The following is a 12,953-nucleotide window of genomic DNA, read 5'->3' as shown; positions in this document are numbered from 1 at the left end:
GCTGGAAGGGCGCTGCGCGCCTGGTCCTGCGCTTGGCCATGCAGCACCACGCGCGCTGGCCCACGGCGCGGGCGGAGAACTCCTCCAGGAGCCGGCGTCTTGCCGCCGCCGGACTCGCCTCCACACCACGGCGCGCGAGCGTCCTCGCACGTGTGCTCCAGCTCGCGCTCCAGCGTCATCAGCTCCTCGCGGCGGCCCACGAAGGACGGCTCGGTGAGGCTCTGGCGGTGGTCGTGCGCGCCGGTGACGAGCGCGGGCTCCGCCTCCCCCCGCGACAGCGCGGCCTCCAGCGCGTTCAGGTCCGCGAGCGCGGCGTCCGCGGACTGGTAGCGGTCGCGCGGGTCGGTCTGGCTCAGGCGGGCGATGAGCTCCTCCATCGCCAGCGGCACCTCCACGCCCACGGGCCGCAGGCGCGGGTGCGCGGTGAGGTGCAGGCGAAGCACCTCGCCCACCGTCGCGCCCTCCAGCGCGGGGCGGCCGGACAGCGCCTCGAAGAGCACCAGGCCTACCGCGTACAGGTCCGACGGAGCCTCCACCGGCCGGTTGAGGAGCCCCGCCTGCTCCGGCGACAGGTAGCGCGCGGTGCCCACGGGCAAATCGCGCAGGGACGGGTCCAGCCGCTCGCTGCGCGACAGGCCGAAGTCGGTGAGCCACGCGGTCGACAGCGGGTGGTCGCGCACCAGGATGTTGGAGGGCTTCACGTCGCGGTGCAGGACGCCCTCGCGGTGCGCCTCCGCGAGCGCCCTCAGCAGGCGCTGGCCCAGGACGATGGCCTCCGGCAGGGACAGGGGGCCGCGCTGCAGGCGCGCCTCCAGCGTCTCGCCGTCCACCCAGGCCGTGACCAGGTAGAGCAGGTCGTCGAAGGTGCCCAGGTCCCGCACGGGCACGAGCGCGGGGTCGTGCAGCCGCGCCAGCACCTGCGCCTCGTGCTCCAGCCGGTGGCGGGCCGTGGGGACGAAGGCGGACAGGGGGGTGACCTTCACGAGCACGCGCTCGTGCGTGAGGAGGTCCACCCCCTGCCAGCTGGAGATGCCCCGGCCGGCCTTCACCCGCTGGCGCAGCTCGTAGCGGTTGCCCAGCCGCTGGCCCGGGTGTGGCTCCCCAGGGGTGTCGCCGGCCTGTTGGAAGCCTTGCGCCATTCAGTACCCTCGCGAGCCCCTCCACCGCGTCGCCCCGGCGGCGCGGTCGGCCGGACGTCCCTCTTCCACAAGCTGGGTTGCCGCCCGGGTCCCTGCCAGGGGGGAGCAACCCACGCCTCGCGTGGGCTGCTCGGGATTTGAACAGTCGGCACGCTCCTGCTTCCCGCGCCCGTCCCCTGGTGCCCCCTGGCTGTTCGTGGGGCAGGCGGCCCGCCAGCGCCCCGCTCCCCGCTCCCCAGCTGCTTTTCCGCCAGGCTCGTGGGTTTCCACCAGGGGGCGCGGGGAGGGCCGCGCATCGTCCGTCAGCCGACAGCCACGCGAATGCGTGCGGCCAGCAGCGTTGCTGGAGGGAGGAAGGATGCCGCGCCGCGTTCAACGGGTGTGCTTGACTCCCCTGGTGGCCCGGCGGAAAAGCCCGTCGGGTCAGGCGGCCTCCCCCTTCCTCCCCCGCAGGCCGCCGAGGGAGCGCGGAATTGAAGCTCGCGACGCTCAGGGACGGAACCCGCGACGGGCGGCTCATCGTCGTCAAGCGGGACAACTCCGCCTACGCGCTGGCCACCAACGTGGCCCTCACGCTGCAAGCGGCCCTGGATGACTGGGACCAGAAGGAGCCGCAGCTGCGCGCGCTGGCGCAGCAGCTGGAAGCCGGCGCGGTGCAGAGCCGCCCGCTGGACGTGAAGGCGCTGCACGCGCCCCTGCCGCGCGCCTACGAGTGGGTGGACGGCAGCGCGTACATCAACCACGTGGTGCTGGTGCGCAAGGCGCGCAACGCGGAGCCGCCCGCCACGCTGCGCACGGACCCGCTGGTGTACCAGGGCGGCTCCGGCGACTTCCTGGGGCCCACGCAGGACATCCCCCTGCGCGACGAGGCGTGGGGCCTGGACTTCGAGAGCGAGGTCTGCGTCGTGCTGGGCGACACGCCCATGGGCACGAAGGCCGAGGACGCGGACAGGCACATCAAGCTGGTGATGATCGCCAACGACGTGTCCCTGCGGAACCTCATCCCGGAGGAGCTGGCCAAGGGCTTCGGCTTCTTCCAGAGCAAGCCCGCCACCGCGTTCAGCCCCTTCGCGCTGACGCCGGACGAGCTGGGCGCCGCGTGGCAGGACGGCCGGGTGCACCTGCGCATGCGCAGCACGCTCAACGGCCAGCTCGTGGGCGACGCGGACGCGGGCCCGGAGATGCACTTCTCCTTCCGCGACCTCATCCAGCACCTGACGCGCACGCGCGCCTTCACCGCGGGCACCATCCTGGGCAGCGGCACGGTGTCCAACGAGGACCGCACGCGCGGCATCTCCTGCCTCGCCGAGCGCCGGATGATTGAGACCATCGACGAGGGGAAGCCGAAGACGCCCTTCATGAAGCCCGGCGACACCATCGAGATTGAGATGCTGGACGGGGAGGGGCACAGCCTCTTCGGCCGCATCTCCCAGACGGTGGTGAAGGCGCCATGAGGACCCTGCGGCTCTCCAGCTACTGGCGCTCGTCCGCGTCCTGGCGCGTGCGCATCGCGCTCCACTGGAAGGGGCTCCCCTTCGAGTACCTGGCGGTGCACCTGCTCCAGGACGGCGGCCAGCAGTTCACGGACGCCTACCGGGCCAAGAACCCCATGGCCCGCGTGCCCACGCTGGAGTGGACGGAGGCGGACGGGCAGGCGCGCAGGCTCTCCGAGTCCATGGCCATCCTGGAGTACCTGGAGGAGCGCGTGCCCTCGCCCGCCCTCCTGCCCGGCGACGCGTACCTCCGCGCGAAGGCGCGCATGCTGGCGGAGATGGTGAACGCCGGCATGCAGCCCCTTCAGAACACGTCGGTGACGCTGCGCATCAAGAACGAGCTGAAGGCGGACGAGAAGGCCTGGGCGGCGCACTGGAACGCGCACGGGCTGAGGGCGCTGGAGGCGGCGGTGCAGGAGACGGCGGGCCGTTACTGTGTGGGAGACGCAGTGTCGTTCGCGGACGTCCTGCTCGTTCCCCAGCTCTACGGGGCCCGCCGGTTCGGTGTAGACCTGAAGCCCCATCCCACGCTCTTGCGGATTGAAGCGGCGTGCAACGAACTTCCCGCCTTCCAGGCGGCGCAGCCGGACCGGCAGCCCGACGCGCAGCCGGCGTAATCACGAACCATCTTCTTCATCACGAGGAGTCAGCGACATGGCCAAGCAGGAATCGCTGGGCATCAAGGCCCTGGAGAGCATCCACTGGTACGTGCATGACCTGGAGCGCAGCCGCCAGTTCTACACGAAGGGGTTGGACTTCGCGGAGGTGGCGGTCTCCAGCCCGGAGCTGGAGGCGCACGGCAAGCAGAAGTCCGCGCTGTTCCAGGCCGGTGAGATTGCGCTGGTGGTGAGCCAGCCTGTCGGCGAGGGCGGCCGCGCGTGGCGCTACCTGCGCAAGCACCCGGACGGCGTGGGCACGCTGAACTTCGAGGTGGAGGACGTGGAGAAGGCGTTCAAGCTGCTGGAGCAGCGCGGCGCCACGTTCATCACGGACATCCAGCGCTTCACGGACGACGCGGGCGGCAAGCTGGCGTTCTTCTCCATCACGACGCCGTTTGGCGACACCACGTTCCGCTTCCTGCAGCGGAACAACTACAAGTCCATCTACCCGGGCTTCCAGGTGCACGCGCAGCCCAAGGGCGGCCAGAACAAGTACGGCTTCGACAAGCTGGACCACGTCACGTCGAACTTCCAGACGATGAAGCCCATGCTCCTGTGGATGGAGCACGTGATGGGCTTCGAGAAGTTCTGGCACATCGAGTTCCACACCGACGACGTGGCGTCGCAGCAGAAGCGCGACCACGGCAGCGGCCTGAAGTCGGAGGTGATGTGGGATCCAAAGAGCGGCGTGAAGTTCGCGAACAACGAGCCCAAGTTCCCGTTCTTCAAGGCCAGCCAGATCAACATCTTCAACGAGGACCACCGCGGTGACGGCGTGCAGCACCTGGCCATCACGGTGAAGGACATCCTGTCCTCCGTGAAGGACATGCGGCAGAACGCGGGCATCCAGTTCATGCCCACGCCGGGCTCGTACTACGACGCGCTGCCGGACCGCATCCAGCGCATGGGCATCAAGAAGATCGACGAGGACATCAACGTCCTGCGCGAGCTGGAGGTGCTCATCGACGGGGACAAGGAGCGCAGCTACATGCTCCAGATCTTCATGAAGGACGCGGCGAGCCTCTACAAGCAGGCGGACGCGGGCCCGTTCTTCTACGAAATCATCCAGCGCAAGGGCGACCAGGGCTTCGGCGGCGGCAACTTCCGCGCCCTGTTCGAGAGCATCGAGCGCGCGCAGAAGGCCGAAGGGCGCGTCTAGCCCTTCCCGCCGCGTTCGCGGAAAGGAAAGCCCCACCCCTGCCTTCCCTTCGCGGGGAGCGGGCGGTGGGGTTTCTTCGTCCGGGGGATGGCCTATGTTTTCCCCATGCGAAGGCTCATGCCGCTGATGCTGGTGGGCGTGCTGGGGTGGGGCTGTCAGGCATCGGACGCGCCCCCGGTGGACTGCACCGCCACCTACGTCGCCTGCGGCTGTGGCTGCTGCGGCGGCGTGGAGCCGAAGGTGCAGTGCCTGTCCTGCGCGAACGGCGACGACCTCCAGGCTCTCATCGAGAAGGACCAGGAGGCGAAGAAGGATCCGCAGTGCGCCGTCGCGGGCTGCTCGGTTGGGACGAAGTACGTGTACTGCGACGCGCCGCCAGCGAGTCCGTAGCCGCGGCGGCTGTCCTCGGCCCGGCCAGGGGGCTCCTCTCCGGAGCCCCGAGGACTTTCAGCGGTCGTGCGGCGTGGCGGAGGCGGCGCGGGGCGCGGGCTCATGGCCCCCCTGTGCCAGCGCTTCCCGGTTCTTGAACATGATGAAGGCGCCCATCACGACGAGGAAGGCGGAGAAGGCCCGCTTGAGGGCCGCCTGCGAGACGAAGTGGGAGGCCCAGGTGCCCAGCAGGATGCCCACCACGGCGATGGCCGTGAAGATGCCGAGGTAGAGCCAGGGCACCTCGACGTGGCCAAGGTAGCCGGCGAAGCCCACGAAGGAGTTGAGGGCGATGACGAGCAGGCTCGTGCCCACCGCCTGCTTCATCGGGAGGCCCACCAGCAGCACCAGCGCCGGGACGATGAGGAAGCCGCCGCCCACCCCGACGAGCCCCGTGAGCCCGCCCACGCCGAGCGCGGCCAGGGCCATGACCGGGAAGGACGCCTTGCGCGGCTCGGGCACGGGCGCGGCCTCCTTGCGCGCGGCGAGCGCGGCCTCCTTGCGGCCGTTGCGGAACATGAAGAAGGCGGCCACGAGCATCACCGTGGCGAAGAGCAGCAGCTGCAGGGTGCCCGACACGAAGGCGGAGAGGCGCGCGCCCGCGTAGGTGCCCGCCATGGCCACCCCGCCGAAGACCAGGGCCGCCCGGAGCTGGACGTTGCCCCGGCGCCAGTGGCTCGCCGCGCCGAAGAGGCTGGTGACGCCCACCACGGCCAGCCCCATGGCGATGGACTGCTTGGCCCCGAAGCCCAGGACGTACACGAGGATGGGGACGGTGATGATGGAGCCGCCGCCGCCGAGCAGGCCGAGCGACAGGCCAATCAGGGCCGCGAGAGAGAAGCCGAGGATGGGCATGGGGTCTGTTTCCGAGGCGGCGCGCGCCTCAACGTTGGGGCGCGTGCGGCTCGCGCACGGCGAGCATCCCGCCCGCCAGGTTGTAGAGGTGTTGGAAGCCGCCGCGGGCGAGCGCCTGGGCCGCCTTCGCGGAGCGGCCGCCCGAGCGGCAGATGAGCAGCAGCGGCTGCTCCCGCGGCCACGACGCGGCCGCCGCCTCCAGCGTGCCCAGCGGGACGAGCTCCGCGCCGGGAAGGTGGCCCAGGGGGCCCGTGAACTCGTCCGGCTCGCGCACGTCGATGCGCCGCACCTCCGGGCCCAGCGTGTCGAGCTGCGAGGGGGTGAGGTCCTGATAGGGGTGGGGGGTCATGGCTCGCTCCTGTTGGCAGGGGACTTCAGGCCCCCTGCGGGGAAGGCGCCGTGTGTCCACAGGCGCGGTTGGCGGGGACGGCGAGGTCGATCTTCTTCGGCTTGGGCAGGTGGAGGTTCTCCATGATGGTGATGAACTCCTCCCGGCTCTTGCCGGCGACGCGCGGGTTGTGCCGCTTCTCCTCGCCGATGCTCGTCACCAGGTGACCGTGGTAGTCGTGCGCGGGGTAGACGAGCGTCTCGTCCGGCAGGCTGAAGAGGACGCGGGTGAGGCTGTCGTAGAGCTGGCTCGCGTTGCCGTTCTGGAAGTCGGTGCGGCCGTTGCCGCGCACGAGCAGCGCGTCCCCGGTGAAGACGCGGTCTCCCAGGAGGTAGCTGACGCTGTCGTCCGTGTGCCCCGGGGTGGCCAGCACCTGGAAGACGAGCTGTCCGACGCGCACCTCGTCCCCGTGGCGGACCTGGACGTTGGCGCAGGCGGCGCCTCCCACGCTCCCCACCACCGTGGCCTGCGTGCGCTCGCGCAGCACGCCGGACGCGGTGACGTGGTCCGCGTGCACGTGGGTGTCGAAGACGTGCGTGAGGGTGAGGCCCAGCTCGCCCACCAGCCGCAGGTCCCGGTCGACCTGCTCCAGCACGGGGTCGATGAGGACGGCCTGGCGCGTGGCCTCGTCACCGAGGAGATAGGTGTACGTCGAGGACTCGGTATCGAAAAGCTGGCGGAAAATCATGTCGTAGCCTCCTGTCCGTGAGAGCCAGGGGGCGGGCTGGAGGATTCAGGGCCTCCCCCTGGCGGAATCCTTTCCCCTTGAATCTGGCTCTCACGGGACATGATCTCCTCCCTCCTTCCTCCCCTTCTCGGAGGAGCGCTCATTGGGTTGAGCGCCTCATTGCTCCTGCTGGCCAGTGGCCGGGTGGCCGGCATCAGCGGCATCGTGGGCTCGCTGCTGGCGCCCGTCCGCGGCGACATCGCCTGGCGCGTGCTCTTCTTCGGGGGGCTGCTCACCGGCGGCCTGCTGCTGGCGTGGCTGCGCCCCGGCTCCTTCGCGCCCCCGGCATCGCTGAGCGCGGGCGGCGCCGGACTCCTGGTGGCGGCGGGCCTGCTGGTGGGCTTCGGCTCGCGGCTGGGCAACGGCTGCACCAGCGGGCACGGCGTCTGCGGCATCAGCCGGGGCTCGGTCCGCTCCATCCTGGCCACGCTCACCTTCATGGCCACCGGCGTCCTCACCGTCTTCCTGGTCCGCCACGTCCTCTAGAGAGAGCTCTCCATGCGTTCAAACATCAGTGCATTCCTCAGCGGTCTGCTCTTCGCCATCGGCCTGGGGGTTGGCGGCATGACGGACCCGGCCAACGTCCTGGGCTTCCTCGACCTCGCCGGGGACTGGGACTACCGGCTCATGTTCGTGATGGGCGGCGCCATCGCCGTGCACGCGGCGCTGCGGCCCTTCATCCACCAGCGCGAGAAGCCCCTGTTCGCCGCGAAGTTCCCGACCCTCTCCGCCAGCAAGCCGGACCCGAAGCTCCTCGTGGGCGCGGCCCTCTTCGGCGTGGGCTGGGGGATCGGCGGCTACTGTCCCGGCCCCGCGCTCACCTCGCTCGCCACCGGAGCGTCGCAGCTGCTCGTCTTCGTGCCCGCGATGTTCGCCGGCATGTACCTCGCCCAGGTGCTCCAGGCGCGGCGCGTCCCGGACAGAACGGGCGCCGTCCCTTTCCCCAGACCGTGAGCACCCGCGCCTTCATCGAACGTGCCCTGGAGCACCTGCCCACCCGTGGGTGGAGAAGGAGCGCGGCTACCTGCTCCAGCTCTTCATGAAGGGCGCGTCGAGCCCTTCCCGCCGCGTTCGCGGAAGGAAAGCCCCACCCCTGTCTTCCCTTGTGGGAAGCGGGCAGTCTCTGTCCTGCGCGAACGGGGATGACCCCCAGGCGCTGATTGAGAAGGACAAAGTGGCAAGGAAGGCGCCACAGTGCGCCCTGGCGGGCTGCCCCATTGGGACGAAGTACGTGTCCTGCGACGCCAACCCCCCATGACCCTCATTGAGCCCATCATCCTGCTGGGAGCCGCGGTGGGTGGCGTGACGGGAGCCGTGTGGGGCTTCGGGTCGGGAATCGGCTGGGCGGTGGCAGGACTGCTCGGAGGCGTCGTCCTGGGCCCCATCCTCTTGCTGCTGCTGCTGTTCGTCCTGGCGATGTTGCTGACGCTGCTCAAGGAAGGGCCGCGCGCGATGTTGCGTAACCTGTGGAGGTGAGGACGAAGCACGTTTGTTGCGGCGCGAATCCCCCATGCCCCTCATTGGCAACGCCGCGATGAATGACAGACGCAGGGGAGGTCCCCTGGGGGGATTGCCGTGAAGGACGGCAACCCCGTCCTTGCGCTGTCCCTGCTTTCAAGGGCAGACGAGGCGGCCTGCTCTTGAGAGGAATTGAACGCCGGGACGCGTCACGCGGCCGTGAAGGGCAGGGCGGACACCGTGACGGTGCCCGCGCCTTCTCCGCCCAGCGTCAGCTCCGTGCCCGGCTCCAGCGAGTCGCGGTGCACGTAGCCCAGCGCCACCCGCTGCCCCTTCGCCGGGGAGCTCACGACGCTGGTCACCCAGCCCACCTTCTTCTCCCCGCGGCGCAGCTCCGTGCCGGGCGCCACGTCCTGCTCACCCAGCAGCAGCCCCGCCAGCTTGCGGTTCATGTGCCCGCGGAAGGTGGCCCGGGCGATGACCTCCTGCCCGATGTAGCAACCCTTGTTGTAGGAGATGGCGTTCGTGAGGTTCGCCTCCAGCGGGATGGTGGTGTCCACCATGTCCTGCCCGTAGCGCGGCACCCCCGCCTCCACCCGCACCAGCTCCATCGCGTCGAACCCCACCGGCGTCACCCCGCCGGCCCCGGCGAGCGCGCCCACACCGCCTCCAGCCCCGCGCGCGGCACCAGGACGTCCACGCCGGACAGCCCGCCCGGCAGCGCCGTCCCCAGGAGCCACACGTCCTGACCGGCCAGGGTCGCCTTGCGGCTGGACAGGGGGGCGGGGGGCTCGAAGGGGCCGCCCAGGACGGCGGCCAGCACCTGGGCCGTCCGGGGACCGAGCAGCTTCAGCCAGGCCTGGTCCGGGGTGCCGTCGTGCAGCTCCGCGTCCTCGGAGATGAGGTACTTGTCCAGGAACTCCCGCACCTTGGCGCCCAGGCCGGGCTCCAGGTCCAGCAGGAGGTCGTCCTCCCGCTTGAGGATGCGTGCATCTCCCACCATGGCGCCCTTCACCGTGATGAAGGCGGCATAGGCGGCCGAGCCGACCGGGAGGTTCTTCACCTCCTGGGTCACCATGCCGTGGAGGAAGGAGGCGCGATCCTCCCCCGTTATCCGGAGGATTTCGCGGTAGGACGCATCGTGCAGTGCCACGGCGTCGCGCGCCGCGCCATACTCCGCGCCCACGTCTCCATACCCGGCCACGACTTCACGGCCGCCCACCGGAATGAAGCGGGCACCCACCCGCTCGTGAACAAAATGCAGCGTCAGCGGTTCCATGCCCGTCGCTATATAGAGGCGCAGGAGCGGATGCCACGATGGATGTGAAGCAGCTTTCGGCCTTCCAGGGCTTCTCGACGGAGAAGCTCCAGAAGCACACCGTCTTCCAGTCGGGTCGCTTCTTCCTCGACGTCTACTGCCTGGCCCCGGGCCAGGCGCAGAAGCCCCACCGGCACGCCACGTCCGACAAGGTGTACCTCGTGCTGGAGGGAAGCTGCCGCTTCCGCATCGGCGACGAGGAAGCGGCGCATGGCCCCGGCTCCACCCTCTTCGCCCCCGCGGGCACCGAACACGGCGTCGTCAACGACGGCCCGGACAACGCCCGCCTCCTCGTCCTGATGACCCCGCCTCCGGAGCACGCATGAGCAAGAAGGCCCCGACCCCGGCCGCCCCCGTCCCCACCCGTGGCGCACTCGCGCTGCTGGTGCTGGGCCTCCTCACCAGTGCGCTCGCCGTCTACCAATGGATGGAGCTGCTCACGCTGCGCGCCGGTGGCGCCACCAGCTGCGGCATCAACGCGCACGTCAACTGCGAGACCGTCTGGAACTCGGACTTCGCCAGCGCGGTGCACGACACGCTGGGCATCCCCATCGCGGGCCTCGGGCTCGTGTGGGGGCTCACCGCAGTGGGCCTCGCGGCGCTGTACCTCGCGTGGGCCAAGGCGGGGCGCTCCGTGCGTCCGGCGGCCAGCGGCCTGCGCCTGCTGGCGGTCGCGGGCGTCGTGTCCGTCGCCGTCTTCGCCACCGTCAGCGCCCGGGTGGGCGTGGTGTGCCCCACGTGCCTGGGCACCTACGTGCTGGTGCTCGCGTTCGCGGGCGTGGCGTGGCGCGGCCTGCCCGGGCCCTTCCTGCCCCAGGCGGGCGAGTGGGGCGACACGCTCAAGTGGACCGTGGGCCTCTGCGCCGTCGCGTTCGTGGCCATGCTGATGCCCGGCCGGGCCACGCCGCACGCGCAGAAGGCCGGCGCCTTCCTGCCGCCGGTGGCCTCCACCCAGACGCAGGACCCGTCCAGCGCCACGCCGCCCGCGCCCCCGCCGCCGGCCACGCTGGACGCGTTCCTCGCCAGCCTGCCGGCGGATCAGCTCCAGTTCCTGTCGGACGCGCTGGCCATGTACCGGGCGGCGCAGCCGAAGCTGGCGGCCTATCCGCCGCGCAACCTCTTCGGGCCGCCGGACGCGCCGGTGAAGGTGCTGGAGTGGACCGACAGCAAGTGCCCCCACTGCAAGGCGCTGGTGGAGGAGCTGGCCCTCATCAAGCAGCACGCCCCCAAGGGCATGCTGTCCGTGGAGGCGCGGCAGTTCCCGCTGGACGGCCAGTGCAACCCGGCCATCCCCAACCGCGGGCCGGACGCGCTCAGCGTGCGCTGCGCCGCGGCCCGGGCCACGGTGTGCCTGGAGGGCGCGAAGGACTTCTGGACGCTGCGCGAGAAGCTCTTCGCCGCGCAGGCCTTCCTGGACACCGACAAGGTGATGGAGATCGCCACCTCCGGCTCCGTGGCGCGCCCGCAGCTGGAGGCGTGCATGACGGCGCCGGAGACCATCGGGAAGCTGCGCCAGGACGTTGAATACGCCATGCGCTTCAACATCCAGGGCACGCCGCTGGTGCTGGTGAACGGCCGCGAGGTGCCGCCGTCCGCGCCGCTCATCTACGCGCTGGTGCTGGCGAGCGGCAACCCCGACGCCCCGGCCTTCAGCACCCTGCCGCCTCCGCGCTCGCGCGGCTCCGCCGGGGGCCACGAGGGCCACGCCCACCCGTAAGGGGCAGGGAGCCGAAGGACGCCATGGGCAAGCGCGACAAGAAGGACGAGGCCCCGCCGCCGGGGCCCTTCAACAACCCCTTCGCCGCCCTGTCCGCGCAGCGGGAAGCGCTGCCCGTGGGGCCACCCCCTCCTCCGTCCCGGCAGAAGCCGGAGCCCAAGGGCCCCGCGCGCGCCGTGGTGCGCATGGAGCGCAAGGGCCGGGGCGGCAAGGAGGTGACGGTGGTGGAGCAGCTGGGGCTGCCCGCGGCCCAGCTCGACACCTGGCTCAAGGCGCTCAAGGGCGGCCTGGGCTGCGGCGGCGTGGTGGAGGAGGACGCGCTGGTGTTGCAGGGCGACCAGCGCGAACGGCTTCCCGCGCTGCTGGAGGCGCGGGGCGTGCGCAAGGTCATCGTCGGCTGAAAACACGAAGGGGGCCGGAGGAAACCCTCCCGCCCCCTTCAAGCGCCGCGGGAAGGGACTACAGCGCGGCGATGATGGCGTCGGTGAACTCGCGCGTGGTGGCGCTGCCGCCCAGGTCGCCGGTGCGCACCTTCGACTCGCCGCCGTAGACCTTCTGGATGGCGTTGGCCATGCGCTGGGACGCCTCACGCAGGTCCAGCCACTCCAGCATCATCACCGCGGACATCATCAGCGCGGTGGGGTTCGCGATGCCCTTGCCCGCGATGTCCGGGGCGGTGCCGTGCACGGCCTCGAAGACGGCGGTGCGCTCGCCGATGTTGGCGCCCGGCACCATGCCCAGGCCGCCCACCAGGCCCGCGCACAGGTCGCTGACGATGTCGCCGTAGAGGTTCTCCAGCACCATCACGTCGAAGCGGGTCGGGTCCTTCACCAACTGCATGCAGAGGTTGTCGACGATGACCTCGTCGTAGGCGACCTCCGGGAACTCGCGGCTCACCTTGCGGCAGCAGTCCAGGAAGAGGCCGTCCGACAGCTTCATGATGTTCGCCTTGTGGATGGCGGACACCTTCTTGCGGCCGTTCTTCTTCGCGTACTCGAAGGCGAAGCGCGCGATGCGCGTGGAGGCCTTCTCCGTGATGACCTTGATGGCCTCCACGACGCCCGGCACCACGATGTGCTCCAGGCCCGCGTAGAGGTCCTCGGTGTTCTCACGGACCACCACCAGGTCCACGTTCTCGTAGCGCGTCTTGACGTTGGGGACGCTCTTCACCGGGCGCAGGGACGAGTACAGGTCCAGCCGCTTGCGCAGGCCCACGTTCGCGGACGGCAGGCCGCGCCCACGACGGTGCCGGTGGGGCCCTTGAGCGCCACGCCGCTGCGCAGCACCGCCTCCACCGTCTCGTGGGGCAGGTTGGTGCCGAATCTGGCCACGACCTCCGTGCCCGCGTCCTTGAACTCGAACTCCAGGGGGACCTTGAGGGCCTCCAGGACGCGGATGGTGGCCGCGGAGACCTCGGGACCGATGCCGTCGCCGTTGATGACCGTCACAGTGCGCGTGTTCGCCATGGGGGCGGTTCACACCACAAATCCGGGGGGGCCGGAAGGGCGAAAGCGGCCGGGATTCACCCCGGGGCATGGCCCCCATCAGCCCGGGCGGGCCGTCCGGCCGCCCCGCCGTTCCCCAGGCGGGTTCGGAGCCGGGGGTCAGCGG

14 protein-coding genes and 2 pseudogenes are annotated in these 12,953 nt (G+C 70.7%); 10 read left to right on the top strand and 6 right to left on the bottom strand.

The features are described from left to right. A partial coding sequence (locus ACLEQD_RS23710; protein ID WP_410386966.1) for a serine/threonine-protein kinase occupies positions 1 to 1,139 on the bottom strand: 1,139 nt, incomplete at its 3' end. Between the two features lie 473 nt (positions 1,140 to 1,612). Here ACLEQD_RS23710 and ACLEQD_RS23705 point away from each other — a divergent pair. The 4 genes from ACLEQD_RS23705 (at position 1,613) to ACLEQD_RS23690 (ending at position 4,840) form a co-directional block, all read left to right on the top strand. Then, entirely contained in the window at positions 1,613 to 2,593 is a 981-nt protein-coding gene (locus ACLEQD_RS23705; protein ID WP_171438632.1) for a fumarylacetoacetate hydrolase family protein, read from the top strand. After that, positions 2,590 to 3,249, top strand: coding sequence for a maleylacetoacetate isomerase (maiA, locus tag ACLEQD_RS23700; protein ID WP_410386963.1), 660 nt, complete (start codon positions 2,590 to 2,592; stop codon positions 3,247 to 3,249). The genes ACLEQD_RS23705 and maiA overlap by 4 nt, the downstream gene beginning before the upstream one ends. A 37-nt stretch (positions 3,250 to 3,286) precedes the next feature. Continuing rightward, the gene (gene hppD, locus ACLEQD_RS23695; protein ID WP_410386962.1) at positions 3,287 to 4,450 is read left to right on the top strand and encodes a 4-hydroxyphenylpyruvate dioxygenase; all 1,164 of its coding nucleotides are present in this window, start codon (positions 3,287 to 3,289) and stop codon (positions 4,448 to 4,450) included. Positions 4,451 to 4,555: 105 nt separating this feature from the next. After that, the gene (locus ACLEQD_RS23690) at positions 4,556 to 4,840 is read left to right on the top strand and encodes a hypothetical protein (protein ID WP_410386961.1); all 285 of its coding nucleotides are present in this window, start codon (positions 4,556 to 4,558) and stop codon (positions 4,838 to 4,840) included. A gap of 57 nt (positions 4,841 to 4,897) precedes the next feature. On the opposite strand, the gene ACLEQD_RS23685 is transcribed toward ACLEQD_RS23690, so the two are convergent. The 3 genes from ACLEQD_RS23685 to ACLEQD_RS23675 are packed head-to-tail and all read right to left on the bottom strand — an operon-like array spanning position 4,898 to position 6,810. Beyond that, positions 4,898 to 5,734 carry a sulfite exporter TauE/SafE family protein gene (locus tag ACLEQD_RS23685; RefSeq protein WP_410386959.1) on the bottom strand — a complete coding sequence of 279 codons (837 nt, stop codon included), beginning with the start codon at positions 5,732 to 5,734 and terminating at the stop codon, positions 4,898 to 4,900. Positions 5,735 to 5,762: 28 nt separating this feature from the next. Further along, positions 5,763 to 6,083, bottom strand: a complete 321-nt coding sequence (locus ACLEQD_RS23680; RefSeq protein WP_410386957.1) for a rhodanese-like domain-containing protein — start codon at positions 6,081 to 6,083, stop codon at positions 5,763 to 5,765. Positions 6,084 to 6,108: 25 nt separating this feature from the next. After that, positions 6,109 to 6,810: an MBL fold metallo-hydrolase gene (locus ACLEQD_RS23675; protein WP_410386955.1), complete on the bottom strand. Its 702-nt coding sequence runs from the start codon at positions 6,808 to 6,810 to the stop codon at positions 6,109 to 6,111. A gap of 99 nt (positions 6,811 to 6,909) precedes the next feature. On the opposite strand from ACLEQD_RS23675, the gene ACLEQD_RS23670 reads away from it, so the two are divergent. The 3 genes from ACLEQD_RS23670 to ACLEQD_RS23660 all read left to right on the top strand — a co-directional run bounded on the left by ACLEQD_RS23670 (position 6,910) and on the right by ACLEQD_RS23660 (position 8,325). Next, positions 6,910 to 7,335, top strand: a complete 426-nt coding sequence (locus ACLEQD_RS23670) for a YeeE/YedE family protein (protein WP_410386954.1) — start codon at positions 6,910 to 6,912, stop codon at positions 7,333 to 7,335. A gap of 12 nt (positions 7,336 to 7,347) precedes the next feature. Then, entirely contained in the window at positions 7,348 to 7,803 is a 456-nt protein-coding gene (locus ACLEQD_RS23665; RefSeq protein WP_410386952.1) for a DUF6691 family protein, read from the top strand. Positions 7,804 to 8,103: 300 nt separating this feature from the next. Beyond that, positions 8,104 to 8,325, top strand: a complete 222-nt coding sequence (locus ACLEQD_RS23660; RefSeq protein WP_410386950.1) for a hypothetical protein — start codon at positions 8,104 to 8,106, stop codon at positions 8,323 to 8,325. A 191-nt stretch (positions 8,326 to 8,516) separates the two neighbouring features. Here the strand turns inward: ACLEQD_RS23660 and ACLEQD_RS23655 are convergent. Next, positions 8,517 to 9,586: pseudogene (locus tag ACLEQD_RS23655) on the bottom strand (YgfZ/GcvT domain-containing protein). Between the two features lie 38 nt (positions 9,587 to 9,624). On the opposite strand from ACLEQD_RS23655, the gene ACLEQD_RS23650 reads away from it, so the two are divergent. From ACLEQD_RS23650 to ACLEQD_RS23640, 3 genes are read left to right on the top strand one after another with little or no spacing between them, the layout of a single operon-like run. Next, positions 9,625 to 9,951 carry a cupin domain-containing protein gene (locus ACLEQD_RS23650; RefSeq protein ID WP_171418199.1) on the top strand — a complete coding sequence of 109 codons (327 nt, stop codon included), beginning with the start codon at positions 9,625 to 9,627 and terminating at the stop codon, positions 9,949 to 9,951. Continuing rightward, positions 9,948 to 11,342, top strand: coding sequence for a vitamin K epoxide reductase family protein (locus ACLEQD_RS23645; protein WP_410386948.1), 1,395 nt, complete (start codon positions 9,948 to 9,950; stop codon positions 11,340 to 11,342). Before ACLEQD_RS23650 ends, ACLEQD_RS23645 begins: the two co-directional genes overlap by 4 nt. Before the next feature lie 23 nt (positions 11,343 to 11,365). Beyond that, complete coding sequence (locus ACLEQD_RS23640; RefSeq protein ID WP_410386946.1) at positions 11,366 to 11,743, top strand: translation initiation factor; 378 nt, start codon at positions 11,366 to 11,368, stop codon at positions 11,741 to 11,743. Between the two features lie 58 nt (positions 11,744 to 11,801). Here ACLEQD_RS23640 and ACLEQD_RS23635 read toward each other — a convergent pair. Further along, positions 11,802 to 12,808: pseudogene (locus tag ACLEQD_RS23635) on the bottom strand (isocitrate/isopropylmalate dehydrogenase family protein). Positions 12,809 to 12,953 lie beyond the last annotated feature (145 nt).

Origin of the sequence: Corallococcus sp. 4LFB (genome assembly GCF_046520365.1) — a bacterium.
GTDB lineage: Bacteria > Myxococcota > Myxococcia > Myxococcales > Myxococcaceae > Corallococcus > Corallococcus caeni.
This window is presented reverse-complemented; position numbering and strand designations above follow the sequence as displayed.

Coding starts and splice junctions, on each gene's coding strand:
- ACLEQD_RS23645 (WP_410386948.1), top strand. CDS start 9,948: ATGAGCAAGAAGGCCCCGACCCCGGCCGCCCCCGTCCCCACCCGTGGC.
- ACLEQD_RS23675 (WP_410386955.1), bottom strand. CDS start 6,810: ATGATTTTCCGCCAGCTTTTCGATACCGAGTCCTCGACGTACACCTAT.
- ACLEQD_RS23640 (WP_410386946.1), top strand. CDS start 11,366: ATGGGCAAGCGCGACAAGAAGGACGAGGCCCCGCCGCCGGGGCCCTTC.
- ACLEQD_RS23670 (WP_410386954.1), top strand. CDS start 6,910: ATGATCTCCTCCCTCCTTCCTCCCCTTCTCGGAGGAGCGCTCATTGGG.
- ACLEQD_RS23690 (WP_410386961.1), top strand. CDS start 4,556: ATGCGAAGGCTCATGCCGCTGATGCTGGTGGGCGTGCTGGGGTGGGGC.
- ACLEQD_RS23685 (WP_410386959.1), bottom strand. CDS start 5,734: ATGCCCATCCTCGGCTTCTCTCTCGCGGCCCTGATTGGCCTGTCGCTC.
- ACLEQD_RS23680 (WP_410386957.1), bottom strand. CDS start 6,083: ATGACCCCCCACCCCTATCAGGACCTCACCCCCTCGCAGCTCGACACG.
- ACLEQD_RS23665 (WP_410386952.1), top strand. CDS start 7,348: ATGCGTTCAAACATCAGTGCATTCCTCAGCGGTCTGCTCTTCGCCATC.
- maiA (WP_410386963.1), top strand. CDS start 2,590: ATGAGGACCCTGCGGCTCTCCAGCTACTGGCGCTCGTCCGCGTCCTGG.
- ACLEQD_RS23660 (WP_410386950.1), top strand. CDS start 8,104: ATGACCCTCATTGAGCCCATCATCCTGCTGGGAGCCGCGGTGGGTGGC.
- hppD (WP_410386962.1), top strand. CDS start 3,287: ATGGCCAAGCAGGAATCGCTGGGCATCAAGGCCCTGGAGAGCATCCAC.
- ACLEQD_RS23650 (WP_171418199.1), top strand. CDS start 9,625: ATGGATGTGAAGCAGCTTTCGGCCTTCCAGGGCTTCTCGACGGAGAAG.